The organism is Paenibacillus sonchi, from assembly GCF_016772475.1.
In the GTDB taxonomy this organism is placed as follows: Bacteria; Bacillota; Bacilli; order Paenibacillales; family Paenibacillaceae; genus Paenibacillus_AQ; species Paenibacillus_AQ sonchi.
In genome coordinates, this window is sequence record NZ_CP068595.1 from 2,908,225 (window position 1) to 2,932,644 (window position 24,420).

The 24,420-nt window shown below is 51.6% G+C and carries 20 protein-coding genes, 8 tRNA genes and 2 pseudogenes; 18 read left to right on the forward strand and 12 right to left on the reverse strand.

Translation table 11 applies throughout. From position 1 onward, the window contains the following. The first annotated feature begins 52 nt into the window (after positions 1-52). The 9 genes from JI735_RS13255 (at position 53) to JI735_RS13300 (ending at position 2,418) form a co-directional block, all read left to right on the forward strand. Positions 53-130 (forward strand) — tRNA-Asp (locus tag JI735_RS13255). Between the two features lie 203 nt (positions 131-333). Further along, positions 334-408, forward strand: a tRNA-Gln gene (locus JI735_RS13260). 7 nt (positions 409-415) lie between these two features. Beyond that, positions 416-491 (forward strand) — tRNA-Lys (locus JI735_RS13265). Between the two features lie 16 nt (positions 492-507). Next, positions 508-591 (forward strand) — tRNA-Leu (locus JI735_RS13270). A gap of 7 nt (positions 592-598) precedes the next feature. Continuing rightward, positions 599-673: transfer RNA gene (locus JI735_RS13275), tRNA-Gly, on the forward strand. A gap of 10 nt (positions 674-683) precedes the next feature. Continuing rightward, positions 684-760: transfer RNA gene (locus JI735_RS13280), tRNA-Arg, on the forward strand. Between the two features lie 5 nt (positions 761-765). Next, positions 766-838, forward strand: a tRNA-Pro gene (locus JI735_RS13285). 12 nt (positions 839-850) lie between these two features. Next, positions 851-921 (forward strand) — tRNA-Gly (locus tag JI735_RS13290). Positions 922-1,464: 543 nt separating this feature from the next. After that, on the forward strand, positions 1,465-2,418 hold the full coding sequence (locus JI735_RS13300) for a helix-turn-helix transcriptional regulator (RefSeq protein ID WP_039834149.1): 954 nt from the start codon (positions 1,465-1,467) through the stop codon (positions 2,416-2,418). 141 nt (positions 2,419-2,559) lie between these two features. On the opposite strand, the gene katA is transcribed toward JI735_RS13300, so the two are convergent. After that, complete coding sequence (katA, locus tag JI735_RS13305) at positions 2,560-4,020, reverse strand: catalase KatA (protein ID WP_039834148.1); 1,461 nt, start codon at positions 4,018-4,020, stop codon at positions 2,560-2,562. 782 nt (positions 4,021-4,802) lie between these two features. Between katA and JI735_RS36905 the strand changes: the two are divergent. After that, positions 4,803-5,165, forward strand: a pseudogene (locus JI735_RS36905) (GGDEF domain-containing protein); the annotation flags it as partial. A gap of 354 nt (positions 5,166-5,519) precedes the next feature. Here the strand turns inward: JI735_RS36905 and glgP (JI735_RS35655) are convergent. Next, on the reverse strand, positions 5,520-6,536 hold the full coding sequence (gene glgP / locus JI735_RS35655) for an alpha-glucan family phosphorylase (RefSeq protein WP_233476381.1): 1,017 nt from the start codon (positions 6,534-6,536) through the stop codon (positions 5,520-5,522). Further along, the gene (gene glgP / locus JI735_RS35660; protein WP_233476382.1) at positions 6,449-7,135 is read right to left on the reverse strand and encodes an alpha-glucan family phosphorylase; all 687 of its coding nucleotides are present in this window, start codon (positions 7,133-7,135) and stop codon (positions 6,449-6,451) included. Before glgP (JI735_RS35660) ends, glgP (JI735_RS35655) begins: the two co-directional genes overlap by 88 nt. A gap of 356 nt (positions 7,136-7,491) precedes the next feature. Here glgP (JI735_RS35660) and JI735_RS13320 point away from each other — a divergent pair, with 356 nt between their 5' ends. From JI735_RS13320 to JI735_RS13350, 7 genes are all read left to right on the forward strand, one after another. After that, positions 7,492-8,421 carry a stalk domain-containing protein gene (locus JI735_RS13320; RefSeq protein ID WP_039834146.1) on the forward strand — a complete coding sequence of 310 codons (930 nt, stop codon included), beginning with the start codon at positions 7,492-7,494 and terminating at the stop codon, positions 8,419-8,421. A gap of 230 nt (positions 8,422-8,651) precedes the next feature. Continuing rightward, positions 8,652-9,566 (forward strand): ribokinase, encoded by a 915-nt coding sequence (gene rbsK / locus JI735_RS13325; RefSeq protein ID WP_233476469.1) that lies wholly within the window; start codon positions 8,652-8,654, stop codon positions 9,564-9,566. 42 nt (positions 9,567-9,608) lie between these two features. After that, the gene (aroD, locus tag JI735_RS13330) at positions 9,609-10,373 is read left to right on the forward strand and encodes a type I 3-dehydroquinate dehydratase (protein WP_039834144.1); all 765 of its coding nucleotides are present in this window, start codon (positions 9,609-9,611) and stop codon (positions 10,371-10,373) included. Between the two features lie 82 nt (positions 10,374-10,455). Beyond that, positions 10,456-11,145: a response regulator transcription factor gene (locus tag JI735_RS13335; protein WP_039834143.1), complete on the forward strand. Its 690-nt coding sequence runs from the start codon at positions 10,456-10,458 to the stop codon at positions 11,143-11,145. After that, positions 11,142-12,506 carry a sensor histidine kinase gene (locus tag JI735_RS13340; protein ID WP_039834142.1) on the forward strand — a complete coding sequence of 455 codons (1,365 nt, stop codon included), beginning with the start codon at positions 11,142-11,144 and terminating at the stop codon, positions 12,504-12,506. The genes JI735_RS13335 and JI735_RS13340 overlap by 4 nt, the downstream gene beginning before the upstream one ends. Then, positions 12,503-13,102 carry a PepSY domain-containing protein gene (locus JI735_RS13345; RefSeq protein ID WP_202677461.1) on the forward strand — a complete coding sequence of 200 codons (600 nt, stop codon included), beginning with the start codon at positions 12,503-12,505 and terminating at the stop codon, positions 13,100-13,102. Before JI735_RS13340 ends, JI735_RS13345 begins: the two co-directional genes overlap by 4 nt. A 104-nt stretch (positions 13,103-13,206) precedes the next feature. Next, the gene (locus JI735_RS13350; protein WP_051051631.1) at positions 13,207-13,761 is read left to right on the forward strand and encodes a PepSY domain-containing protein; all 555 of its coding nucleotides are present in this window, start codon (positions 13,207-13,209) and stop codon (positions 13,759-13,761) included. A gap of 119 nt (positions 13,762-13,880) precedes the next feature. Here the strand turns inward: JI735_RS13350 and JI735_RS13355 are convergent, their stop codons facing one another. Next, positions 13,881-14,291 carry a carboxymuconolactone decarboxylase family protein gene (locus JI735_RS13355; RefSeq protein ID WP_039834137.1) on the reverse strand — a complete coding sequence of 137 codons (411 nt, stop codon included), beginning with the start codon at positions 14,289-14,291 and terminating at the stop codon, positions 13,881-13,883. A 101-nt stretch (positions 14,292-14,392) separates the two neighbouring features. Here JI735_RS13355 and JI735_RS13360 point away from each other — a divergent pair, with 101 nt between their 5' ends. Beyond that, on the forward strand, positions 14,393-14,782 hold the full coding sequence (locus JI735_RS13360; protein WP_039834136.1) for a MerR family transcriptional regulator: 390 nt from the start codon (positions 14,393-14,395) through the stop codon (positions 14,780-14,782). A 149-nt stretch (positions 14,783-14,931) separates the two neighbouring features. Here the strand turns inward: JI735_RS13360 and JI735_RS13365 are convergent, their stop codons facing one another. The 8 genes and pseudogenes from JI735_RS13365 to JI735_RS13400 all read right to left on the reverse strand — a co-directional run bounded on the left by JI735_RS13365 (position 14,932) and on the right by JI735_RS13400 (position 24,279). Then, on the reverse strand, positions 14,932-15,699 hold the full coding sequence (locus JI735_RS13365) for a MerR family transcriptional regulator (RefSeq protein ID WP_039834135.1): 768 nt from the start codon (positions 15,697-15,699) through the stop codon (positions 14,932-14,934). Positions 15,700-15,945: 246 nt separating this feature from the next. After that, positions 15,946-16,698 carry a 3'-5' exonuclease gene (locus tag JI735_RS13370; protein ID WP_039834134.1) on the reverse strand — a complete coding sequence of 251 codons (753 nt, stop codon included), beginning with the start codon at positions 16,696-16,698 and terminating at the stop codon, positions 15,946-15,948. Between the two features lie 260 nt (positions 16,699-16,958). Then, a pseudogene (locus JI735_RS13375) lies at positions 16,959-17,695 on the reverse strand (spermidine synthase). A 13-nt stretch (positions 17,696-17,708) separates the two neighbouring features. After that, the gene (locus JI735_RS13380; RefSeq protein WP_039834132.1) at positions 17,709-19,205 is read right to left on the reverse strand and encodes a response regulator; all 1,497 of its coding nucleotides are present in this window, start codon (positions 19,203-19,205) and stop codon (positions 17,709-17,711) included. 29 nt (positions 19,206-19,234) lie between these two features. Continuing rightward, complete coding sequence (locus tag JI735_RS13385; RefSeq protein WP_039834131.1) at positions 19,235-21,049, reverse strand: sensor histidine kinase; 1,815 nt, start codon at positions 21,047-21,049, stop codon at positions 19,235-19,237. A gap of 27 nt (positions 21,050-21,076) precedes the next feature. Next, positions 21,077-21,910: a carbohydrate ABC transporter permease gene (locus tag JI735_RS13390; protein ID WP_020426034.1), complete on the reverse strand. Its 834-nt coding sequence runs from the start codon at positions 21,908-21,910 to the stop codon at positions 21,077-21,079. Positions 21,911-21,912: 2 nt separating this feature from the next. Continuing rightward, positions 21,913-22,806, reverse strand: a complete 894-nt coding sequence (locus JI735_RS13395) for a carbohydrate ABC transporter permease (protein ID WP_039834130.1) — start codon at positions 22,804-22,806, stop codon at positions 21,913-21,915. Between the two features lie 123 nt (positions 22,807-22,929). Next, on the reverse strand, positions 22,930-24,279 hold the full coding sequence (locus JI735_RS13400; RefSeq protein ID WP_039834129.1) for an ABC transporter substrate-binding protein: 1,350 nt from the start codon (positions 24,277-24,279) through the stop codon (positions 22,930-22,932). Positions 24,280-24,420 lie beyond the last annotated feature (141 nt).

The following is a 24,420-nucleotide window of genomic DNA, read 5'->3' on the forward strand; positions in this document are numbered from 1 at the left end:
GCTTTGTAGTATATTCCGATTACTTTCCGGGGACCCCAGTAGTGCTTAATTTGGAACCGTGGTGTAGTTGGCCTAACATGCCTGCCTGTCACGCAGGAGATCGCGGGTTCGAATCCCGTCGGTTCCGCCATCAAAGTTTTCTTCAGGGATGAGAATCCATTATAGGGGTTCGTTGGAGCATCAGCTTCGTAAGGATTACATCGCAATCTCGTAACGAAGTGAAGAGTATCCCGTCGGTTCCGCCATCAAAATTTACTTTGCTTCAGGGATGAGAATCCATCATAGGGTTCGTTGAAGCATGGACTTTTCGGTAGTTTTGCTAATTATTCATATTGGGGATTAGCCAAGCGGTAAGGCAACGGACTTTGACTCCGTCATTCATAGGTTCGATTCCTATATCCCCAGCCATATATGAGAGCCATTAGCTCAGTTGGTAGAGCACCTGACTTTTAATCAGGGTGTCGAAGGTTCGAGTCCTTCATGGCTCACCATTTTCTTCTAAAGTGTGCGCGTGTGGCGGAATGGCAGACGCACCAGACTTAGGATCTGGCGTTTCACGACGTGGGGGTTCAAGTCCCTTCACGCGCACCATGTTTTTGCGGACGTGGCTCAGCGGTAGAGCATCGCCTTGCCAAGGCGAGGGTCGCGGGTTCGATTCCCGTCGTCCGCTCCATATAGATTTTGCGCCCTTAGCTCAGCTGGATAGAGCGTTTGACTACGAATCAAAAGGTCGGGAGTTCGAATCTCTCAGGGCGCGCCATATTACGGGATGTAGCTCAGCTTGGTAGAGCACCTGGTTTGGGACCAGGGGTCGCATGTTCAAATCGTGTCATCCCGATTTTACACCTATGCGGGTGTAGTTCAATGGTAGAACTTCAGCCTTCCAAGCTGATAGCGTGGGTTCGATTCCCATCACCCGCTTAAATCTTAATAAAAGAATCCTTGCAGTGAGCAGGGGTTCTTTTTTTGTTGTGTAGTAACTAAAGTTTCCTTTCTGTGGATAAGATGTGCATAAGGTTGGGGATAAGTAATATGAGGATGAATCGTACTGAACTGTGAATTCTTCTTGGCAGGAGTTTTGCAGGAAGAGCCGGGAAGGATGGAAGTAAGCAAACGGAAGAGTATTATCTTGCGGGACCGCAGGCAAGCGAGGTGGAATTAGTCCACTTAAATAGCTTAAAAAGCTTCCTTGAATATGGAATAGTGGGAAAAGGTAGCACTGGCTGTGAAGCCGTATTGGTAGGAACTAAGTTTACTTTTTCCACTTGAGTTTTTGAGTTGCCTTGTTGAAAAGCCATAGCTGGTTTTTGCTATAGATGTCTGTGCATACCTTTTTCTTTTCATTTTATTGATGGTTTTCACTGTATTGTATTTTTGCTGGCGGTCAGGGAGCGGGGGAACTGATATTATTATGGTGGCGAGTACAACGACCATGAATAACAGGAAATTAAGGAGCTTACAGTAATGACTGACAAAGTAATTCGAATCTTCAAGATTATCAATGCCATCCAGTCCAATCCCGGAATTACCGCCTCGGCTCTGGCCATCAGATGTGATGTGAACATTAGGACGGTCTACAGGGATTTGGAGATCATTAGCCATTTTGCACCTGTAACGAACGAGGGCAGGGGGACAGGCTATAAGTTTTTGGGAAAGTTTTTTCTCTATCCGCTGGATTTCTCCGAACAGGAAGCATTGGCCTTCTCTCTTTTACCCTCATTTCTGAATCAGGACAAAATCCCCCCAGGATTCCATACTGCGTATGACAAGGTCATGGGCACCCATCTGAAGGAAAAATCCAAACAGAACGGAATACTTGAAAATATTGCTGATATTATCCAAATGGGCAAACCTGCATACCGCAAAAAAAGCCGGAATTTCCTGCAGCCGATTATTGGTGCCATTCTGGAGCAGCGGAGTATTCGGGCCATCTATCATTCCCAATCCCGCAATGCGCTCACACAGCGTGAGATTGATCCGTATTACCTGATTCCGCGGGACCAGCGTTTTTATCTGATAGGGTACTGTCATCTGAAGCAGGCGATCCGCACTTTTCGCATCAGCCGTTTTCAGGAGGTGGAGGTGACTGACCGGAGCTTTGATAAAGGGAATTTTAATATAAAAAAATATCTGAAAAACACCTGGTCCATCGACCGCGGCAACAAAAATATCAAATTCAGGGTGCGGTTTCATCCCGAAATCGCCCGTTACATTAAAGAAGAGGAGCTGTTCGTTCATCCCTGGATGAGCGATGAGAATGATGGCAGCCTGCTGTTTGAAGTGACTGTCAATAATGAAAAGGAATTCACCAAGTGGATTCTGCAATATGGGCCGAACGCGGAAATTCTCGAACCGGCCTCGGCCAGAGAAGGACTGAAGGTGCAGTTGGAGCAGTGGATGGGGCTTTATCAAAAGTGAGCAGCTCCGATTCGCATCTTAGACAATATGCATCTTAGATACGAACTTGCTGGAAAGCTAATTACTGGCGTAGAGTCTGTATTTCATACATAAATACCCCCGGTCATCAGGCCGGGGGATTCGTGAACAGGTCAAAAAGAGTTACTCGCCCTGATGTGGTACTGTCAGTCCCAGACCGGCGGCTACACGCTGGCCGAATTCAGGATCTGCTTTGTAGAAATGGCCGATCTGCCGGAGCTTGATCTCATCCTTCTCAACAGGTGTCATGGCACCAACGATATTGCGGACAAGGCGTGCCCGTTCTTCTTCACTCAGCAGCCGGTAGAGATCGCCGGGCTGGGTGTAGTGATCGTCATGATCATAAGGGACGCTGTCGGCTTTCCCCGAGACGTCAAAAGCTGCCGGCTTGTGCGCCGGGGACTCTGCCGCTCCGCCGAAGCTGTTCGGCTCGTAGTAGACGGAACCGCCGCCGTTGTTCCCGTGAATCATCGCGCCATCGCGCTGGTTATTGTTAACCTCAGCAACCGGCCGGTTAATAGGCAGCTGGTTGTGGTTGGCGCCTACGCGGTAGCGGTGGGCGTCACCATAGGCGAAGAGGCGGCCCTGCAGCATTTTGTCGGGTGAAGCTTCTATTCCCGGTACGAAGGAGCCAGGAGAAAATGTTGCCTGCTCCACCTCCGCGAAGTAATTCTCCGGGTTGCGGTCCAGTACCATGCGGCCTACTTCAATGAGCGGATAATCCTTCTGCGACCATACTTTGGTTACATCGAAGGGATCGAAACGGTACGTATCGGCATCTTCTACAGGCATAATCTGCACGTACAGTTTCCAGGCAGGGAAATCTCCTTGATCGATCGCATTGAACAAATCCTCGGTGTGATAATCTGGATTCTCCCCGGCAATTTGAGCGGCAAGCTTCACGTCGAGATTTTTAACACCCTGCTCTGTTTTAAAATGATATTTGACCCACACTGCCGCACCGTCGGCATTCACCCATTTGAAGGTGTGGCTCCCAAAGCCGTGCATATGGCGGAGAGTGGCCGGTATGCCGCGGTCCGACATCAGAATCGTCACTTGATGCAGCGACTCCGGCGAAAGGGACCAGAAATCCCAGACGGCATTGGGGTTTTTGAGATGGGTCTGCGGGTGGCGTTTCTGGGTGTGAATAAAGTCCGGAAATTTAATCGCATCGCGGATGAAAAAGACAGGCGTATTATTGCCGACCAGATCATAATTGCCTTCTTCGGTATAAAATTTCACGGCAAAGCCGCGTGGATCGCGTACAGTATCGGCAGACCCCAGCTCTCCGGCTACTGTAGAGAAGCGAATGAACATCGGCGTGCGTTTGCCCACCTCCGACAAGAAGGCTGCTTTGGTATATTTGGACAAATCCTGAGTGACTTCAAAATAACCATGAGCTCCGGCGCCTTTGGCATGAACTACACGCTCCGGAACACGCTCCCGGTTGAAATGTGCCAGCTTTTCCAGCAAATGAACATCCTGCAGCAGTGTTGGTCCACGGGAACCGGCAGTCATTGAGTTCTGGTTGTCACCTACAGGGGCTCCCCAGCTTGTTGTAAGTTTGTTAGGGCTCTCGCTCATGAATAATTCCACCTCGTATTAGGATTTGATTTTAGAATAAGTATAAATATTATATTATCAAAAAAATTTAAAATATCAATACTTATTTAGAATTATTTTAAATAAGTCTGCAATAGCTTGATTTTTCTGTTGTGCTCAGGCTTAAGGATGAACGATAATAATTCTGTTGGAGTTTCGTGGAGCCCATGCGGCGAGGAGGAGACAACATGCTGGACCGACTGATCAGACTGCCGTTCACGCTGACAGAGGAGGAACGCAGAGAATTGCGCATGCTTACGTTAAGCGAAAATATTTCCAGGGGCAAGCTGTTTGCCAGAATCATCATAGGCATTGAATCGGCTTTGGCAGTAATTGATCTGGCAGCATCCATTGCCAAGCTTCATGACAGCTTTCACTTCAGCTTTTACTTTATGATGTATGTTTTGATGATTTGGCTGAATGTGGCTTTTTTGCTTGCAGCTACAGCCTATGAAAGAGATGCCAAGCTGATGGAGGGCAGCTACCGGTTGTATGAGAAGCTGTTCACCGTATATGCGTATACATTTGTGGTCTGGGGTACTGCCGTCACATTGTCGGATCAGCGGCTTTACGGGGCTGTTATGGCCTTTGTTATTAACCTGGTGGGGATTTCGGTCATTTTTTATTTCAATAACAAGATGGTGCTGCGGCTGTATGCAGTCTCAGGAGGGCTGTTATATATCGGGCTTCCTTTTTTTCAGTCGTCTTCGGATGTGCTGGTTGGCCACTATATCAATCTGACGGTGTTCCTTTTTTTTACCTGGATGGCATCAAGAATTTTGTATGTGAACTTCTGCAGCAATTATTACAACCGGCTTCTGCTGGGAGCGAGCCACCGGAAGCTGGAGGAGCAAATTATCCGTAATGAAAAAGTACATCTGGAGCTGGCCCGGGCAAACGGGGAACTGCAGAGGTTATCGCTTATTGACGCGCTGACGGAAATTCCAAACCGCCGGGCCTTTGATCAACAAATGCAGCGGCTGTTAACCCAAAATGAAGAACCTTGCAGTCTGGTTGCCATTCTCATGATAGATATCGATTATTTCAAGCCGTTCAACGACAACTATGGACATGCAGAAGGGGACCGGATCCTCAAAGAAGTGGCACAGGCGATTCATGCGGAAATGGAGGGGGGCGACAGTTTGCCGCCCGGCTGGGGGGCGAGGAGTTTGTGGCAGCAGCGTTTGATACCGGGGTGGATGGGGCGATGGAGCTTAGTGAAAGAATCCGTGCTCGCGTTCAGCAGTTGGCGGTTCCCCATGAGTATTCCGAGGTCAGTGCCTACCTTACGGTCAGCATTGGCGCAGCCGCAGGCGAAGCTGCGAATCCGGAGGAGATTGCGCAGCTTATGGAACACGCCGATAAGGGGTTGTATTTGGCCAAAACCGGCGGACGCAACAGAGTATCCGGCGCCAGCAGCACATAATAAAGAAGCCCCGCCCACAGCCATAGAAGCTGCAGGCGGGACTTCGGCTAACAGGTTAACCCTTGATGTACATCCGGTTGTAATATTCTTCCAGCATACGTTTGCTCGCGAACTCGGTACGGGTGGTTTCAATGCTTTTGTGCATCATTTGTACCCATTTATTCTTATTCTCGTAGAAGGTTGGGAGTACGCGGTTCAGAAGGGTGTCGTATAAGGCATCGCTGTCGTGCTTATCCAGGACCGCAAAGTCTGTAGTTTCGAAACCGTCACCGATCTGCCAGCCATTCTCACCGTCGATGCAGGCTTCCGGCCACCAGCCGTCGAGGATGGAGCAGTTCAACACGCCATTCATGGCAGCCTTCATGCCGGAGGTTCCGCTGGCTTCCAGCGGACGGCGCGGATTGTTGAGCCAGATATCAGAGCCGCGTGTCAGCATGGCACCAATCGTCATATCGTAATTCTCAAGGAAGACAACGCTCTTCGGATATTTTTTCATCATCGCCACGAGGTTGCTGACGATTTTTTTACCGGTGTCATCCAGCGGATGGGCTTTGCCGGAGAAGACGATTTGAATGCGTCCGCTCTCCAGATAAGGCTCGATAATCTCCGGCTGGGAGAAAATCAGATCGCTGCGTTTGTAAGGTGCAGCCCGCCGGGAGAAGCCGATGAGCAGATTGTCCGCATTCAGCGAGATGCCGGAGCGTTCTTCAATGAAGCTGATCAGCTCGCCTTTGATTTCCTTGTGAGTGGCCCACAGGTCGCCGCCTTCCTCAAAAGCGCGGGTCATCCGTTTATCCACCCAGGTTGGGGTATGAATGGCATTGGTGATGCCGATGATCTCCGATCTGCCGGCGACTTCCTTCCACATCTTATTTGCAGTATCGGCATGGAGCTGGGCCACAGCATTGGAAATACGCGACAGGCGCAGACCGGCCACTGTCATATTGAACGGATCGCCGCCGATCCGCTCCATTTGGGCACGGGTCAAGCCGTTAAAAGCGCCCATATACTCCAAACGGTCCAGCGGGTGCGTCTCATTGCCTTCCTTGATCGGTGTATGTGTAGTGAACACAACCTCTTCCCGGGTAGCTTTCCAGGCTTCTTCAAAGGAGCTGCCGCCGGACATTTCTCACGGATCAGCTCAATGGCTGCCAGTGCCGCATGCCCTTCGTTGAAGTGGTAGACGTCGATCGGAATCTGCAGCGCACGCATGGCTTTGACCCCGCCAATCCCAAGTACAATCTCCTGCGCAATCCGCTCTTCCCCAAACCAGCCGTACAGCTGGCCTGTAATCCAGGCATCGCCATTCTCGGGAATATCCGTATCGAGCAGATACAGGGGGTTGTTGCCGAAACGGTCGGTTTTCCATACTTTGCAGACCACATCAATCTTGCGGACCTTCACGGTAACCTTCACTCCAGTGTCCTCAAGGAAATCATAGACATGATTGTGATAGGAGTCGTAAGGATTGCCGGCCGCATCGATCTTCTGATCCGTATAACCCTGCTTCCATTTGAGGCCGATGGGGATGATCGGAGCCTGTATATCCCTAGCTCCCTTGATATAGTCTCCGGCCAGGATGCCCAGGCCACCGGCGTACATTTTGAAGTCGGAGCTCAGTCCGTACTCCATGCTGAAATAAGCTACTGACGGTAATTGCTTTTCGTTCACTTGATAAGCCTCCTAAATAATAATTAGAATAAAATCTGGCATAACTGCAGGCTTGATCTAAGGTGCAAACGTTTGCTCAAATAACCAAAAAACTTTGTGGAATCGATTGCACACCTATTTTAGCACATTTCCAGAAAAATGCATATCGAACTTTGTAAACCGGATAATCTGCTAATGAAAAGTAATTCATAAGGCATGGGGGCTTTGTGAAATAGTTCCCCTTGGCTAGTGCTAGAGTAGCGTTGCAATTTCCGGCCCGAGCTGATTTTACCAAAAGTCCTTTTTCCCTCATAAAGTTGGAGCTGGCAGCCGAAATAAATGATGAAATACACTACAACACAGGGGGAACCGAACAGATGAAAAAAATCCTTAGTATCCTTGCAAGCTGTTTCCTGGCCATTAGCGTAATGTCGGGAGCGGCACTGGCAAAATCCGAAAACAGTAACGGAAAAGGCAACAGCAATGGCAAAGGCAAAGCAGAAGCTGCAACTGAAGCTGCAGCTGGAGTGCCGGCTAATGGATCAACGGCAGCAGACAAGGACAAGGAGAAAGACAAGGACAAGGACAAAGAGCAAAGCAAAGAAGTGAATAAAGAAAGCGTAACTACGGCTACTTATGCTACATATGGAGACAAGGGTCACAATGGATACAAGGGACTTCTGCATGCGATCGAAAATGTGAAGGATAAGCCGGCAGGGGCAGTTATCGCCGAGCTTTTGTTAACCCGGTACAACACTGAACTGACACCAGAAATGAAGACTGAGCTGGAAGCGATTAAAGATAAGGATGCTGCGTTGACGGCGCTTGCGGAGATGCTGAATCAAAAGGGAAGCGTAACCGATGCGGTGTACGTACAGAAAGAAGCCATTTTGGCTAATGTGAAGAATCTGAATTCTTATAAAAAGCTGGGCAAGCTGTATGCGCAAACCGGTAAAAAAGGGATTAAGCTCTACGTTAACGGTGAAGAGTCCACCTCTGGCGTTGCTCCCGTTCAGAACGGGGGAAGTACATTAGTACCGTTCAAAGCCATCGCTGAGTCCTTGAAGGCCGAGGTGGTCTGGAACCCGCAGGAGCGCTCTGTTACCATGACTCGGGAAGGGACTGAAGTGAAGCTGTTTATTGATAAAAAGACTGCCTATGTCAATGGACAAGCGGTTAGTCTTCAGGTGGCGCCGGCAATCGTAAAAGGCAATACGGTAGTACCGGCCCGTTTTGTCAGTGAAGCCTTAAAAGCTACTGTAAAATGGGAGCCGGAATCCCAATCCGTAGTCATCTACGAAGAGTAGGCCTTGCGCAGCCTCCGGTAATGCAGTAATTCTTTTGCAGGCGCTGAACAGCAATACGTTCAAAAGAAGACACGGCATTTATTGCCGTGTCTTTTAAGTATGTGGGGTTGCACTGGTCCATAAGGACAGCAGGCATTTCTGCCGCTCAAGCGGAATGGGGTTTGATAAACCTTAGTAATCCCGAGTAAGATAGAGAGTAACAAGTCAGGGTGGTGAAAAGATTGAGCATAGTGATAATCGGAAGTCTAAATATGGATATGGTGGTGCGCACAAGCCGGGCTCCGAATGCCGGTGAGACATTGTTCGGACAGGGCTTCGCTCTGTCTCCGGGCGGAAAAGGCGCAAATCAGGCGGCAGCCGCAGCCCGTCTCGGCGCAGATGTGCAGATGATCGGCAGAGTGGGCAGGGATACCTTCGGCAGCGAACTGCTGGAAGTGATGCGCAAGGAGCAAATCAATACCGAGTATATAGGGCAAAGTGAAACGCAGACTACAGGGGTCGCCTCTATTGTGGTGGACGGAGAAGGGGAGAACCGGATTATCGTTGTGCCTGGTGCGAATATCGAGATGGGACCAGCGGATATCGCAGCACTGGAGCCGGTCATCAGCCAGGCGGAAATTGTGGTTATGCAGCTGGAGACGGATCTCACGATGTGTGCACATGCTGCTGCTGCCGCACATAGACATGGAATTCCTGTGATCCTGAACCCGGCCCCGGCCAGGGAGCTTGACGATGAATTTCTGCAGCATGTAACCTATCTGACTCCCAATGAGACGGAGGCGGGTATCCTGGCGGGAATAGTCGTGAACAGCGTTGCTGAGGCAGAGCAGGCAGCGCATATGTTATTGCAAAAAGGGGTGCAGAACGTCATCGTGACCCTCGGCTCCAAAGGGGCGCTGATTGTGAATAAGGAAGGCACCCTGCATATTCCCGGGTTTCCGGTGCAAGCCGTGGATACGGTAGCTGCCGGAGATTCTTTTAACGGAGCGCTGGCCTGGCAGCTTACCCAAGGCAAAACACTGGCCGAAGCAGCCAGATTTGCTAATGCGGTTGGTGCGCTGGCGGTAGGCAAGCAGGGGGCGATTCCTTCGCTGCCGTATCTGCCGGAGGTTGAGCAGTTTCTGCAGGACGCTGCTGGACGGTAAAATGAACTTGGCTATATGCTGATACATAAGGAGCTGAAGGAAATGAGCGGCGCAATAACCGTTAGAAATGTAACCCTCGGGGAGGGGATTCCCAAAATCTGCGTTTCGCTGATCAGTGCTGCGATGCCAGAGCTGGTGGCAGAGGCTCAAGCGCTGAAGGAGCTGGCACCGGATCTGGTGGAATGGCGGAGCGACTTTTTTGCCGGGGTGGAGGATCTTGCGGCAGTCCGGAAAACGCTGGCTGAGATTTCCTCCGTCCTGCCGGACACTCCGCTGATCTTCACGTTCCGCAGCGCCAGGGAAGGCGGCGAGCGGGAGATCACTACGGAATATTATATCCGGCTGAACCAGGCGGCCGCAGAAAGCGGCTATGTGGATATTATCGATGTAGAGCTGTTCAATGAGGAGAACGTGATCCGCGAGCTGATTGCCGCTGCCCATGCCTGCGGGGTATTCGTGATCGTCTCGAATCACGATTTCCACGGAACGCCGTCCCAGGAGGAGATTGTCTCCCGGCTGCGCCAGGCGCAGGCCCTTGGCGGGGATCTGCCGAAGATTGCTGTGATGCCGCAGCAGGCGGGCGATGTGCTGACCCTGCTGGCTGCGACAAATACGATGCGGGAGCACTATGCGGACCGTCCGATCATTACGATGTCCATGGCAGGGGAAGGTGTAATCAGCCGTCTGGCCGGAGAAATCTTCGGCTCGGCGCTGACGTTTGGCGCGGCACACAAGCCTTCGGCCCCGGGCCAGGTCGCTGTAGCCGAGCTGCGGAGGGTGCTGGAGCTGCTGCACCGCAGTCTATAGCAGTGGAGGGGGTTCGGGCTTGACGGATACGCTGCAGACGAATCAGCTAAACTGGGAATAGGATTGAAGGGAGGGATCACATATGCCGGAAATGATTCTGGTTGTAGAGGATGAAGAGAAAATCGCCCGGTTGCTGCAAATTGAGCTGGAGTGCGAAGGTTATCTGGTGTCGATTGCCGGGAACGGCCATCAGGCGCTTGAATTGTATCAGACGAACCAGCCCGATCTTCTGCTGCTTGATGTGATGCTTCCCGGCTTCAGCGGAATAGAGCTGTTGCGGCGTATCCGGAATAATGATGCCGAGACTCCTGTTCTTTTGCTGACCGCCAAAAGCTCTGTGGAAGACAAGGTATCGGGGCTGGATCTTGGTGCAAACGACTATATCACCAAACCTTTTCAGATAGAAGAGCTGCTGGCGCGGGTACGTGCTGCGCTGAGGCTGGCGGCCAACCGGAAAACCGGGGGGAGCGAAAGCCTCAAGGCGGATGACCTTGAGCTGAACGAAACCACGCGTGAGGTCATGCGGGCGGGCAGGAGAATTGAACTTACCCCGAGAGAGTTTGATCTGCTGGTGTTTTTGCTGAAAAATAAACGCCAGGTGCTGAACAGGGAACAGATCATGACAGCAGTCTGGGGGTACGATTATTATGGAGATACAAATGTTGTCGATGTCTACATCCGCTATGTCCGCAAAAAAATCGCCCAGGACAACAGCAGTGAGCTGATTCATACAGTCCGTGGCATCGGTTATGTGCTGAAGGAATCCCCATGAAGCTGCGCAGCAAAATTTATCTCTATTCCAGCGTGCTGTTTGCCGTACTTCTGGTAATCATGAACCTGGTCATCTACTTTATGTTCAGCCGGATGTCGATAGATAACCAGCTGGATCAGGCTGATGCGGAGACAGTGAAGACTGCCGCCGATCTGCGGAGGGCAGGCAGCGCGATTTCTGCACCGGAGCTGCTCCGCGCTTATGTCCCGATAGAGGGGATGCTCCGGCTGCTGGGACCGGACGGAAGCGGGCCTGCTCCGGTGACTTCAGCGGCTGAAGGGGATATCAGCCGGCTCAAACCGGAGTATTATAAGGACAAACATAGTGGAGTTATTAAGGCAGGGGAGCGTTCCTATGCTTTTGTGACCGTTCCGGTCATCTGGATCGACGGGAGCGTAATGAATGTCCAAATGTTCAAAAGTCTGGAGAGCACGATGAGTACGCTTCAGGTTCTGAGGCTAGTGTTAGCGGGCGTAACCATCTTTGCCATGCTGCCGCTCCTGCTCTCCAGCAGAGTGCTGTCCGGACTGATTATGCGTCCCATTGTCCAAATGACTGCCACTATGCGGGAAATCAAACACAGCGGCAAATTCAACAGGCTGAAGCTGGATGACACATCGAAGGATGAGCTGGTCGAAATGGGGCATACGTTCAACGAAATGATCGCTTTGCTGGAGAGCAATGCTGTTAAGCAGGAAAAATTCGTATCGGACGCTTCCCATGAGCTGCGCACACCCCTGACGGTGATCGAAAGCTATGCCAGCCTGCTTAAGCGGCGGGGATTGGATCATCCCGAATTGTTCAATGAATCGGTAGAAGCGATTCATTCGGAAGCCATTCGGATGAAGGAACTGACCGAACAGCTGCTGCTCCTGGCGAAACATCACGAAGAGTGGAACTTATCCATGGGCATGGTTGATCTGGAGCAGCTGGCCCTGTCTTCAGCCAAGGCCTTCAAGAATGCCTACGGCAGGGAAGTGGCTGTGACGGTGAAAGGCCGGGTTCACGGATACAGCGATGACGCCAAGCTGAGACAGCTCTTGTTCATTTTTTTGGATAATGCCCGCAAGTATAGTGATCAAGAAATCAATATTGCCCTAGAATCCTCTGGGCCGGAGTCTATTATTCGGATTACGGACCGGGGGATTGGTATTCCTGAGGCGGAGCTTCCCAGAATATTCGATCGTTTCTATAGAGTGGATGAAGCCAGGAGCCGCCAGGACGGTGGGGCGGGTCTGGGATTGTCGCTCGCTGCAGAAATTGCCGGAGCCATCGGGGCCAAGCTGTCTATGGAGAGTACCCAAGGCGTCGGCACTTCGGTTGTGATCCGGGTTGCGGCGATGAAGGGGGAACAATCATGAGGAATAAGCAGCCGGTGAACCCCAAGCTGTTGCCCAGAGTCTTGTGGGGGATTGCTGCGGTTGTGCTTATGTTGTCTTTTGGATTTAGGATCTTTGCACCGGAATCACCACAACTGCTCACATCAGAAGAGGCGAAGCAGCATGTGCTGGACGAATATGCAGGCAACATAGTGAGCCTCAGCCTGCATTCCGGGAAATATGTAGCGGAACTGGAAACGGCTCAAGGCAGATACGAGCTGAAGCTGGATGGGGCCACAGGGGAGGTTACCTCTATCGTACAGCTGGAGGCAGCGGCTACTCCGCCTGTCCCGCCCACGCCGCAGCCATCTTCGGTGCCGCCGACAGCTGCTGCAGAATCGGAACCGCCTTCGGCGGCCCCGCAGCGGGTGGTGTCGGAGAAAGAGGCGGTCGAACTGGCTCTGCGGGAGGTGCCGGGAGAACTGGATGACGTAGATACCGGAATCAATGAATCGGGTGCTTTTTATCTGGTGGAGATCAATACCTCTGACAAGCGCGAGGCCGTTGTCCAGGTAGACGCCATTTCGGGAAGCATTATGTCTGTCACCTGGGAAAATCAGGACGAGGATAACTCTTAAGCCATTTCTCATCAAATTCTAATCTTCCTGTCCCCTTCTTCTCATACAAGCTCATTATAGTAAAGACATGAGCAGGTCAGAATGAGAATCAGGAGGCGACAATCATGAAAAAGAAGTTATGGAGCAGTATAGCAGCAGCGGCTATTCTACTCGGAGGAGCATACAGTATCAGTGAGGTCCAGGCTGCTTCTGCCGGGAATTCCGCTTCGGCGGGCACAAGCAAGACACTGATCGGTATCAGCAAGGCAGAACAGGCTGCGCTGAAGGCAGCACCTGGCCGGGTGGAGAGCATTGATCTGGAGAAAAAGCCCAGCGGTGCTTATTATGAGGTTGATATCCAGCAGCAGAATAAGGAGATTGATGTCCGGGTCGATGCGTATACAGGCAGTATTATAAGCGTGCGCGAGGAAGCGGACGATGATGACGATGGTGATATTCAGCCGGCAGACGCAGCGGAGAGCAAAGCGGTGATCAGTGCAGCCCAGGCGGCAGAGGCTGCATCTGCAGCAGCGAAGGGAAAGGTTGTGGAGATCGACCTGGACCAGAATAAAGGAAGCCTGGTGTATGAAGTAGAAGTCAGAAACGGCAAGGTTACGACAGAAGTAGGGGTCGATGCCTACACGGCCAAAGTGCTGTATACGGATGAGGATTGGGAGTAGTCACGACCAGTGCGCAATAAAACTATTCAATTAATCCCAGCATATAAGAAAGGAGCTGCCTTGACCTAGGCAGCTCCTTTTTCAGGGGAAGATACATGCAGCAGGCACCAGCTTCCCGGCTATGCCTCCTGAGGATCAATGTTGGGGTGTATCGCCAGCCCCCGTTCTTTAAAAACCTCCTTGGCTGCAAAGGTGGCGTTGAGCACCCGCGGAAAACCGGCGTAAGGCGTGCAGTGCAGGAGCGCTTCGACAATCTCTTTGGGTGAAAGCCCCACGTTAAGCGCAGCATTGATGTGCACGGTGAGTTGAGGTTCGCAGCCGCCAAGTGCGGTAAGCGCGGAAATGGTGATGAGCTGGCGCTGCTTCAAGTCCAGCCCTTCGCGGGAATAAATGTCGCCAAAAGCAAATTCAATTACAAATTGGCCCAAATCGGGAGAGATGTCCCGCAGCGATTCAATCACCTTTGCCCCGCCGGCGCCATCCACCTCCATCAACTTTTCCCAACCGCGTTCATAACGTTCTGTAGTCATAAGAAAACCTCCATTGAATATGAATTTCGTACCCTATGACCAGATTACAGCTTAGAGCGCGCTCTAATGCAAGCAATGATTGGGTGTGATATGATTTCAGCATGGATAACTTACTGTCAATTCAAGAAATGTCCCGTCTGACGGGATTGTCTGCACATACGCTGCGGTATTATGAGAAGGTAGGCATGCTGGAGGGCGTGGCGCGGAATGAGCAGGGTTACCGTGCTTATTCGGAGGCGGATGTGGCTTGGGTACAATTCCTGGTCGTTCTGCGGGAACTGGACATCCCGATCCGGGAAATGAAACGTTACTCCGATCTGCGCAGCCAGGGGTCATCTACCGTCCATGAGCGGCGGTTGATGCTGGAAGCCCACCGGAGCAGGGTGGAGGCACAGATGCGGAAGCTTAGCGGGAATCTGGAGAAGATTGCCGGGAAGATTAAGTATTACAAAGAAATGGAGGAAGAATTGGTTATAAAAACAAATTCGTAACACTGTGTAATATAATGATTTGTAGTCCACACTAGCAGCGGTTGAGCACAAGCGCAAAGCAGCGATTCTCCAATGACAGAGAACCGCTGCTTCGCAGAATCATCCACTTATAGGTCCAGCCCTATGTTTAGACCAGCCCAGGAATAAGCTTATTCCTGCTGTGTTCCGGCGTACACATGCACGGCGTCTCTCAGAAACTTAGCTGTGCCCGGGCGGGTTTTGTCGTAGTAGGCGGTGAACCGCTCGTCGTCGACATACATTTGCGCCACTCCGGCATGCGCTTCCTTGGAGTAGGTATCCCAGTGGAAGGTCAGCCACTGACGGTGCAGGTCGGCGGCTTTTTGGGCCAGCACACTTGCCGGATCGCCATCCTCCATCGCCTGCTCCAGCACACTGAACATCTCTGCCTCAACCTGCTGAATGGCGGCATGCTGCTCTTCCGTCATATTTTTCAGCTTGCGGTTGGATTTCTCCACGGCCTCATCGCCATATTTCTCGCGGATTTCCTGTCCATACTTCTGCTCGTTATCGTCAATCAGCTTTTGCTTAAAGCCTGCGAATTTTTCTTCATTGCTCATGGTTATTCTCCCTTCGGCCTGGGCCAGTGTTTTTTCGACGTTCAAGATCAGCATCTCCAATTGTTGTTTCCGCTGAAGCAGCTTCTCATGGTGTTCGCGCAAGGCCCGGGCTCCGTCAAAGGACGGTGCGGTGACAAGCTCCTTGATCCCTTCCAGGCTTAAGCCCAGCTCCCGGTAAAAGAGAATCTGCTGCAGCCGGTCCACCTCGGCCTGCCCATAGATACGGTATCCCGAGGAGTTGATTCTGGCCGGCCTCAGAATGCCAATCTCATCGTAATACCGCAGGGTTCGTGTGCTGACTCCCGCAAGTGCCCCCAGCTTCTGCACGGTATATTCCATTGTCTTGTCAGCCTCCGTCTCTTTCTTCAGCGTGTGTTCATGGATAGCTTCTCATCAACGTTGTTGCAAGCAGCTGCTTACAAAATCACTGTACACCTTTACGTAACGGCAATGTCAAACATTAATTTTCGGCAAATAGAAATGGTGTGGGCATACAAATCCTTATATTTGAAGCAGACAGCGGCACTCTCCCTAGTATGTCCACTAAGGAAACTGCCGCTGTCCAGTTACGGGTATGGCGTTGTGTTATTTCTTACCGAGCTGTGCCGCAAAATAGGCTTGGAGTTCCGCCAGCTTCCGGGGATCGGCCAAAGCGTCTTCTCCCGGAAAATAGTGCTCGGCCACCAGTTCCCAGGTGGGAATGATCTTTTGCGCCTTCATGGCTTTGATTGCGATCTTGACGGTTTTGCGTTCTCTGGCATTGGAGAAGGTGTCCACATAGTGCTGGGAACGCCCGAAGTCGAGATCGGGGAAGACGGCGCGGAAAATATCCGCAGTCATCTTGGCATCGTCCAGCGCGCGGTGCGCGGAGCCGGAAGGCTCCAGTCCAAGCAGGGCCATCGCTCCTTCGACGCTGATATCGTTAGTGAGGCCGCGGGCGCGCAGCACGCCTTTGAGCAGATCGAAATAGGTGGCGGCCAGCCAGTAGGCATCATCCATTTTATGCATGCGCACATCCTGAATGATCCGTTTCATATCCTCGCCGCCCCAAGTCAGGAGCAGCACGCCGTCCACGCTCTGATCCAGCCAGGCCCGGAAGGCGGTAATCACCTTGGGGAACCGGTCGGCAACGTCGATATCCTCTTGGGGGATGCCGGTTTTTTTCTTAATAAATGAATTGAGGGTGGAGAAGTATATGGGTCTGATCAAAGCCGAGAATTCATCCTTATATTGCAGTGAAGCATCTAACCGGACGGCTCCAATCTCAATGACCTCCATAGGATGTTCACTGGCAAATTTGCGGCCGTTGAATTCGATGTCCAGAATAATATAATCCACAGGTAATGCCTCCGTTTCAGTGACTGGCGCTAGGATTCCCTTAAAATGCGCCGACTATTCTATTTTAGCAAAAAAAACGGATGAATGGGGGATTCGGGAGAAACCGGCGGTGGTCCGCAGGGGAAAAGGGACTGAGATGTCGAATAGTCAGATAAGGCGGAGTGCAGACGTTGAGGTATCTGGAGGCGGGGGGCTGAAGAGAGGTGGCTTGAACCGTAAGGCCAGTATTCCCGTTGCACTGGTAATCATGTAATGATGCCTTAGTCCCGGATCACATGGCCTTGTCCCAGCGTGATTTCAACAAATCCGGCCATCTGCCGGGCTTGGTAGCGGATCGGCCGGCCGCTGCCCATGATGATGATGTTGCGGATATCGGCTGTGCCTTCCGAAGGGAGGGCAAAAGCTTTGATGTAGGGGAATGCTTCGCTAAGGGTCGTGTGGATGGCACCCATCAGCCGGTCCTTTTCGCTGCGGCCCATCAGGTTCATGATGATGGAGCCGCGGCTGTTCAGCCTGGAACGGGCCAGGGCGAAGAAGCCGCTGGAGATCAGATGCCGGGGTGTGCCGTCAGCGGTGAAGGCATCCAGCAGGATGTAGTCATAGCAGTGTTCCGGCTCACCTTCAAGAATGGAGCGCCCGTCCCCGACGATGACATTATCCTGGCTGTAGCCAAACTGCTGCCTGCTCAGCTCCACAACCTCCGAACTCACCTCGGCAATCTTAAACCGCTTCTCCGCGAAGTAACCGGCAATGGTCCCAATTCCGTGTCCAATCACAAAGACATCCTCGAAAAAGGGCTCGCCCGCCTCCATTAAATGGATCATCGCCCGCGGGTATTCAAAGACCACCCGCCGGGGTGGTCCAGATCAAGGGCGCCCTGAATGGCGTCCCCGGAAAACTGCAGCACACGGAATCTGCCTGTCTCGCCATATAATTCTGTCGTATCGTAAACCTGGATTCCGTGCTGCTCATCCGATAGGTGTAACCATGGTTTCAAGAGATCAATCTCCTTAAACAAGTGAGATGCGTTTATATTCGTTCGGCGTGACGCCGACGATTTTTTTGAACAGCTTGTTGAAATAGGCGGGATCAGGGTAGCCGACTTCGGCCCCGACCTCGTGGATTTTCAGATCCGGAGCATTTTTCAGCAGTTGCTTGGCCTTCCGGATGCGGATTTCAATCACATAATCGGTCAGGGTCAGCCCGGTCTCCTGCTTGAACAGCTTGCTCAGGTAGCTTGGCGTCAAAAACACCATGCCTGCCAGCATGTTCAGATCGGCATGCTGGTTGTAGTTGGCCGATACCCAGCGCTTCACGGTTTCGACGGCGGTTCCGGACAGCTCCAGACGGTGGGCGCGGATGCCGCCCAGCGCGGCTGAGAAGGTGGAGATGAAGGCCTGCTCGATCTCTCTGAAGCTCATGCTGGACCCGATCTCTTCCTCCAGCGGAGGCTCCCCGTTCACGCGGTACACCGCTTCGAATTCCTGAAGCTCCTTACGGGCCGTGTCCTCAACCTCGCGGCAAGCCCGCAGAATGTGTTCGGGACAAGCGCGCTGCGATTCCAGCACGGAGAGCAGGGAATGGATGCGTTCCAGCACCCCCGGCACATTCAGAATCTGCAGATCATGGATCAGCGGCTCGCGCAGTGCCGGGAAAGGATCGCTCAGGCACAGTTCCCCAGCCGCAAGCTCTTGAGCAGTAATATAATGCACCCGCTGCGGATTGTAAATCCCCGCATCACAGGCCCGCTTAGCTTCCAGGTAAGACGCTCTAAGCCTGGAAGGATCGCTGCAGGAGCTGCTGACCCCGGCATGGAGCCGCTGTCCGCCGCTTGCCGCGCGGATATGCCCGCCGATACTATTCAATTCTTCAGCGGTTAAAGGCTCAGCAGAATACCAAATCCATACGTACAGCCCCTTGCGTATTTCCAGAGAGTCCATCAATAACTCCTTCTCTTGCCGCAGACTGTCTGAGCAGGCGCAGACGGTATCCCGGGAGCTTCCCTTAAGCACAAACACGGAGAAGTAAGGCTGGGGCAAAATAAGGCTGCTTAGCAGGACGGCAGACGGCTGCTCGACATGCAGCAGCGAGAGAAGCAGTCCGGAGCGATGGCGTTCTTCCTTTTCCCGCAGCTTCTTCCGTTCTTCGTCCAGACGGTAGAGCACCTCAAAGAGCTGCTCCTTGTTGATAGGCTTCAATAAATAGTCCACTGCGGAGCTGCGGATCGCTTCCCTGGCATAATTAAATTCTACGAAACCGCTCATCAGCAGGGTGCTGATATGGGGATGTCCGGCTTTGAGCTGCTTAATCAGCTCCAGGCCGTCGACCTGCGGCATCCGGATGTCTGTAATGACCACGTCAATCTGAAGGGAGGGCAGGGCGTCCAGCAGCTGCTTGCCGTCGGCATACGTTCCGGTGACAAGAAAGCTCCGGCTCTCCTTGCTGATCATCCGGGCCAGGCCTTCGCGAATCAGAATCTCATCATCTACAATCACTATACGCAGCAATCCGGATATCCTCCTTAGACAACTAAATTTTATTCCTCCCGGAGATGGCCGGAGAGGTCTTCAATCCTCAAGGTGACACGGGTGCCCTTTCCAATCTCGCTGCTCACGCTAAGTCCAAACGTAGGCCCGTAATGCAGGCGGATCCGTTCGTTCACATTCCGCAGCCCGATGCCGAACATCTCGCCGTCTGCTCCGCTCCTCAGGCTGCCGTTCAAGGCACGCAGGGTGTTCCCATCCATTCCCACACCGTCATCTTCTATACAAAATACCGCTTTGCCGTCTTCTTCCCAGCCGCTTATGCTCAGTGTGCCGGGCCCTTCCTTGGGTTCCAGACCGTGGAAGACCGCGTTCTCGACAATCGGCTGAAGAACCAGCTTAATGACGGGAAGCGGGAGAAAAGCCTCCGGCACGGCAATATTCAGTATGAATTTGTCCGGGAAGCGGATCTGGAGCAGATGCAGATAATTCCGCACATGGTCCAGCTCATGGCGGATCGTGACCATCTCTTCACTGCGGACAATGCCGTAGCGCATCTGTAATCCCAGAAGATAGGTCAGCTTGGCTACACGGGGGTCCTCGCTGCTCTCTGCCAGCATGCGGATGGATTCCAGTGTGTTATAAATGAAATGCGGGTTAATCTGATTTTGCAGTGCCCGCATGTCGGCTTTCTGTTTTCTTTTCTCCGTAAGGGAGACCTCCTGCAGCAAATCCTTGACCCGGATGATCATCCGGTTGAAGTGGCTGCCAAGCATGCCGATTTCATCGTTGTATTTGGGGTGCAGCCAGACGTCCAGATTGCCGTGCTGAACCTGCTTCATCAGCCGGACCATTGATTTCAGGGGCTTGGTCAGCGCATGAGAGATAATGGTGGCGACGAACAGGGCAAACGCAATAATCACGAGCGTCGTCAGAATCAGGGTGTTGCGGTTTTTTTCCACCGGCGAGAGGATGCTGGAGAGCGGAATCGTGACCAGGGTTGTCCAGCCGGTCTGCTTCGATACAGTGTATACTGCCAGATAGGATACCCCGTCCAGCCTGATCTGAAAATGCCCCTGATCCAGCTTCACTTTATCCAGCAGCTGTCTGGTGAGCGCCTGTTCCTCCGGGGTCTCCCCCGCTTTACCCTCACCGGCGTACATGAGATTCCCCTGATCGTCCACCACCAGTGTATTGCCTTGGGTCACGGCATTTACCGGATCCAGAATCCCCTTGAACAGGCTGATGTCGACATCGAAGACAAGAATGCCGATTTTTTTCAAAGTGCTTACAGAACTAATGGTGCGCAGAACGCTGAATACTTCCCGCTGTGCGGATGAATTTACCCGGATGCTGTGTCTGCCCTGAATAACAGGGGCGGTTCCTCCGGCTTCGCTGAGGCTTTTCCATGTGGACAGCCGTTCTGCCGGAAAAATCTCATTAATGCCCACAGCCGTATCGTAAAAAACAGAATCATACTGGTCTGCCATATAGACGGCCAGTATTTCGCTTTTCATGTGCTTCAGATAGCTGAGGAACATCGACATCCCGGTATTTTTTTCCCAATCGGTGTTCTTCTGCGTCAGATAGAGCTGCACATCGGTATTATACAGCGGCAGGGAAGTATACCGTTTCAGATCGGCCACATAACGGTCAATGGTATCCGAAGCGTTGGAGGTCATTTGACCCGCCCGCTCGGTGGCATTTACCAGAACGGAGTTGAACATGGAGCGGGAGGACAGATAGCTGACATAAGTGATGGGCATAGAAATCAAAAATACAAACACAACAATCAGCTTCCGCTCCATTGGCAGGTTAGCCAGGAACAACCACATTTTGCGAAAAGTCCTCAGGATCGTTGACACCACGTTGTTATTCCTCTCCGCACATCCCCTTTATTTGACCGCCCCGCTGGTTACACCTTCAAAGATATAACGCTGCAGGAAAAAGTACAGAACCACTGTCGGCAGCAGAATCAGCAGGATCGCAGCGCAGATGAGGTTCCATTCGCCCGAGTTGACCCCCTGAAAGCGCATCAGGACGGTGGTGACCACGCCAAGGCTCTGTTTGGGCATATACAGATAAGGGATGTACATGTCATTGTAAATGCTGATCGTCTTCAGAATGACCAGCGTAGCTGTCGCCGGGGTCAGGAGCGGGAAGATGATCGAACGGTAGATTTTGAACAGGGAAGCGCCCTCAACCATGGCACTCTCATCTAGATCTACAGGAATGTTGCGGATAAACTGCAGATAAAGAATAATCTGAATCACGTCTGCACCGATGTAGAGTACGATAGGGGCACCAAGCGTGTTGTAGAGGCCCATATTTTTAATAATCCCAAAGGTGGCAACTTGAGTAGTGATGCTGGGAATAATGGTGGCGACCAGATAAGCACCGAATACCACAGGCTTCATTTTAAAAGAGAAGCGGCCAAGCACATATGCAACCATTGTCCCAAACAGAATGTTCAGGGTCAATGTAATTATTATGATGACGAGGACATTGCCGAATCCGCTGAGGAGCCCCCCGCGCTGGAAGACGGCGACAAAGTTGTCGAAGTTCAGGAAGCTTTTGGGCAGTGCCATCGAGCTGCTGGAGTTGAACTCATCCGTAGATTTGAAGGCATTGACCACAACCACATATGGCGGAAAGAGGACGACAAAGACTCCGATCAGGAGTGAAAAGTATTTGATGAAATCAACAAAACGGAATTTGGTGTGTGTCATATTTACTTGTCTCCTCCCCGGCTAAGAACTAACTGCTGCACCAGCAGTACAATAACGACAAAGAACAGCAGAATGATGCTCATTGCCGAAGCCAGCCCGTAATTGTTAAAAGCGAATGCCGTATCGACTACGCGCTGTACATAGGTCTGGCTCGCGCCCGCAGGTCCGCCTTTGGTGAGCACGAACGGCAAATCGAAGACTTCCAGCGCACCGGTAACGGTGAGGAAGAGATTCAATTGAATAACGGCCTTCATATTCGGCAGCGTAACTCTCCACAGGGTCTGGAAAGAGCCGGCACCGTCGATCTTGGCCGCTTCATAAATATCACGCGGAATAGCCTGCAGGGAGGCGATGTAGATGACCATATTATAGCCCATGAAACGCCAGAAGCCGGTGGAGGCCAGAGAATAGTTGACGAGGCCTTCGGTTCCAAGCCAGCTGGTCTGGGCCAGAGACGAAAGCCCAATATTGTTGAGGAAGAGATTCAGGGAACCGTTGGTGGTATCAAACACATAACCGAACATAAATGCAACCGCTACACCGTTCATAATGTAGGGCAGGAAAAGCATGATCCGGAACCCGTTGCGGCCGCGCAGCTTGCTGTTCAGCACCACAGCGAAGTAGATAGCTACGATATTCTGGACAAGCCCCATTACAAAATAGGCAAAGTTATGGGTAAACACCTTGAAGATATCGGGGTTGCTGAACACCTCGCGGTAATTGGCCAGCCCCACCCAAGGCTTCTCCGGGCTGTAGCCGTCCCAGTCGGTGAAGCTGTAATAGATCAGCTTAATAGCCGGGTAGTATGTGAATGTAACCAGCAGTACCAACGGAATAAGCAGGAAGGACACTATAATAATAGTCTTCTGTTTGTTATAGGATAACGTTCCGAACATCGCTTTACCTTCTTTCCTTTATAGCGCTCTGTTATTGACGGCAAAATGGATTATCCGTAAAGGCGATAATCCATTTTGCGCCATGTTTATGGAATTACTGGCGTTGCAGCTTCTATCCTTAGATTAATAGCCAAGGTCTTTTTTAGATTTAGCCCAGGCTTTGTTCCATTTCTCCAGGACGCTTTGCGGATCTTTGGCAAGTACAAATTCCTGAAGCATGGCCGGCAGATCAACCTGTGCCTTGTTGCCGATTTCGGTGACTTTGGCCTCATCCGGAGTGGCTTCCTGAAGCTGTACACCGGTAGCCTGGAATTCCTGGATCTGAGGCAGTTTAGACTCCTTGCCCTTCAGCGGTGAGAGGAAGCCGGCGAAATCTTCATATCCGGATTCTTCGATCATCCATTTCACGAAAGCTTTGGCAGCGTCTACATTTTTGCTGTCCTTGGAAACGGCATAGAAGAAGTCAGGGCTGAGGGCAGCGGTTGTTTTGCCTGAGTTGTCATAAGGAAGCGGGAAGAAGCCTACATTATCGGAAGTGGTGCCTGCATTAATCACTTGATTGATAACCCAGTTGCCCAGGAAGTACATGCCGAATTTGCCGGCAGCGATATCTTTCTTGGACTGTTCCCAGTTGGTGGAGTTGATGTCTTTTTCCAGGTAACCCTTTTCATTAAGCTCTCTCAGCAAACTGAATGCTTTGCCGTATCCGTTATCCATTGTGAACGGAGCTTCCTGATTCAGCTTTTCGTTAGGGAAGTCGGCTTTGCCTTCAATGACCCGGGGCATGTCGTAAACCCAGTTGTTCAGCGGCCATTTGTCTTTGAAGTTGGAAGCAAGCGGGATGATGCCCTTGGCTTTCAGCTTTTCACAGGCTGCGAGGAATTCGTCCCAGGTCTTGGGCACTTCGGTAATACCGGCATCGGCAAATGCTTTTTTGTTGTATACGATACCTGAGGTGGAGTTCCCCGTTGTAATACCGTAAAGCTTGCCGTCATTTGATTTGAAATCTTTGAATGTAATTTGATCGTTCAAGCCGAGATCGTCCAGAGGAGCGAAATATTTCGGCAAGTCGGAGTTAGGCACTGTCGGGATAAACATGATGTCAGGCAGCTCTCCGCTGGCCATTCTGACTTTGGCTTGCTGGTTATAGTCGGTTTGGGAAGCTTCGAATTCCACCTTGATGTTCGGATACTTCTCATTAAAACGCTTTACATATTCGTCATACTCTTTGCCGATCATGTCGGTTCTGTTGGTGAGGAAGGTGATTTTGCCGCTGATGTCTGCTCCGCCTGCCGCTGCCGGTTCAGTGGTTGCTGCCGCATTTCCGCCGCTGTTATCTGGCTTAGCAGATGCTGCAGGCTCGTTAGTGGCTGTGGAGGCATTATTATTGTTGTTGCCGGAGCCACAGCCGGTCAGGGATAGAGATAGGGCTGTAACAATAACAAAACCTAACGGAAATAACTTTTTCTTCATTGCGCTTTCCCCTTTTCGTTTATTGTTAGCGTTTACATCAGTAATTATAGCGGTAAATCGCTGACCGATAAATGGTTTGAATTATTATTTATTGTCTTTATTTGTTCTTTTTAAAAGAATATAATTAGCGTGTTGATAACA

Bases quoted from the DNA above. Each gene is read 5' to 3' on its own strand.
- aroD (WP_039834144.1), top strand. From the start codon at position 9,609: ATGAGCGGCGCAATAACCGTTAGAAATGTAACCCTCGGGGAGGGGATT.
- JI735_RS13300 (WP_039834149.1), top strand. From the start codon at position 1,465: ATGACTGACAAAGTAATTCGAATCTTCAAGATTATCAATGCCATCCAG.
- JI735_RS13360 (WP_039834136.1), top strand. From the start codon at position 14,393: ATGGATAACTTACTGTCAATTCAAGAAATGTCCCGTCTGACGGGATTG.
- JI735_RS13340 (WP_039834142.1), top strand. From the start codon at position 11,142: ATGAAGCTGCGCAGCAAAATTTATCTCTATTCCAGCGTGCTGTTTGCC.
- JI735_RS13390 (WP_020426034.1), bottom strand. From the start codon at position 21,910: ATGACACACACCAAATTCCGTTTTGTTGATTTCATCAAATACTTTTCA.
- JI735_RS13345 (WP_202677461.1), top strand. From the start codon at position 12,503: ATGAGGAATAAGCAGCCGGTGAACCCCAAGCTGTTGCCCAGAGTCTTG.
- JI735_RS13400 (WP_039834129.1), bottom strand. From the start codon at position 24,279: ATGAAGAAAAAGTTATTTCCGTTAGGTTTTGTTATTGTTACAGCCCTA.
- JI735_RS13335 (WP_039834143.1), top strand. From the start codon at position 10,456: ATGCCGGAAATGATTCTGGTTGTAGAGGATGAAGAGAAAATCGCCCGG.
- JI735_RS13365 (WP_039834135.1), bottom strand. From the start codon at position 15,699: ATGGAATATACCGTGCAGAAGCTGGGGGCACTTGCGGGAGTCAGCACA.
- JI735_RS13355 (WP_039834137.1), bottom strand. From the start codon at position 14,291: ATGACTACAGAACGTTATGAACGCGGTTGGGAAAAGTTGATGGAGGTG.
- JI735_RS13320 (WP_039834146.1), top strand. From the start codon at position 7,492: ATGAAAAAAATCCTTAGTATCCTTGCAAGCTGTTTCCTGGCCATTAGC.
- JI735_RS13350 (WP_051051631.1), top strand. From the start codon at position 13,207: ATGAAAAAGAAGTTATGGAGCAGTATAGCAGCAGCGGCTATTCTACTC.
- JI735_RS13395 (WP_039834130.1), bottom strand. From the start codon at position 22,806: ATGTTCGGAACGTTATCCTATAACAAACAGAAGACTATTATTATAGTG.
- katA (WP_039834148.1), bottom strand. From the start codon at position 4,020: ATGAGCGAGAGCCCTAACAAACTTACAACAAGCTGGGGAGCCCCTGTA.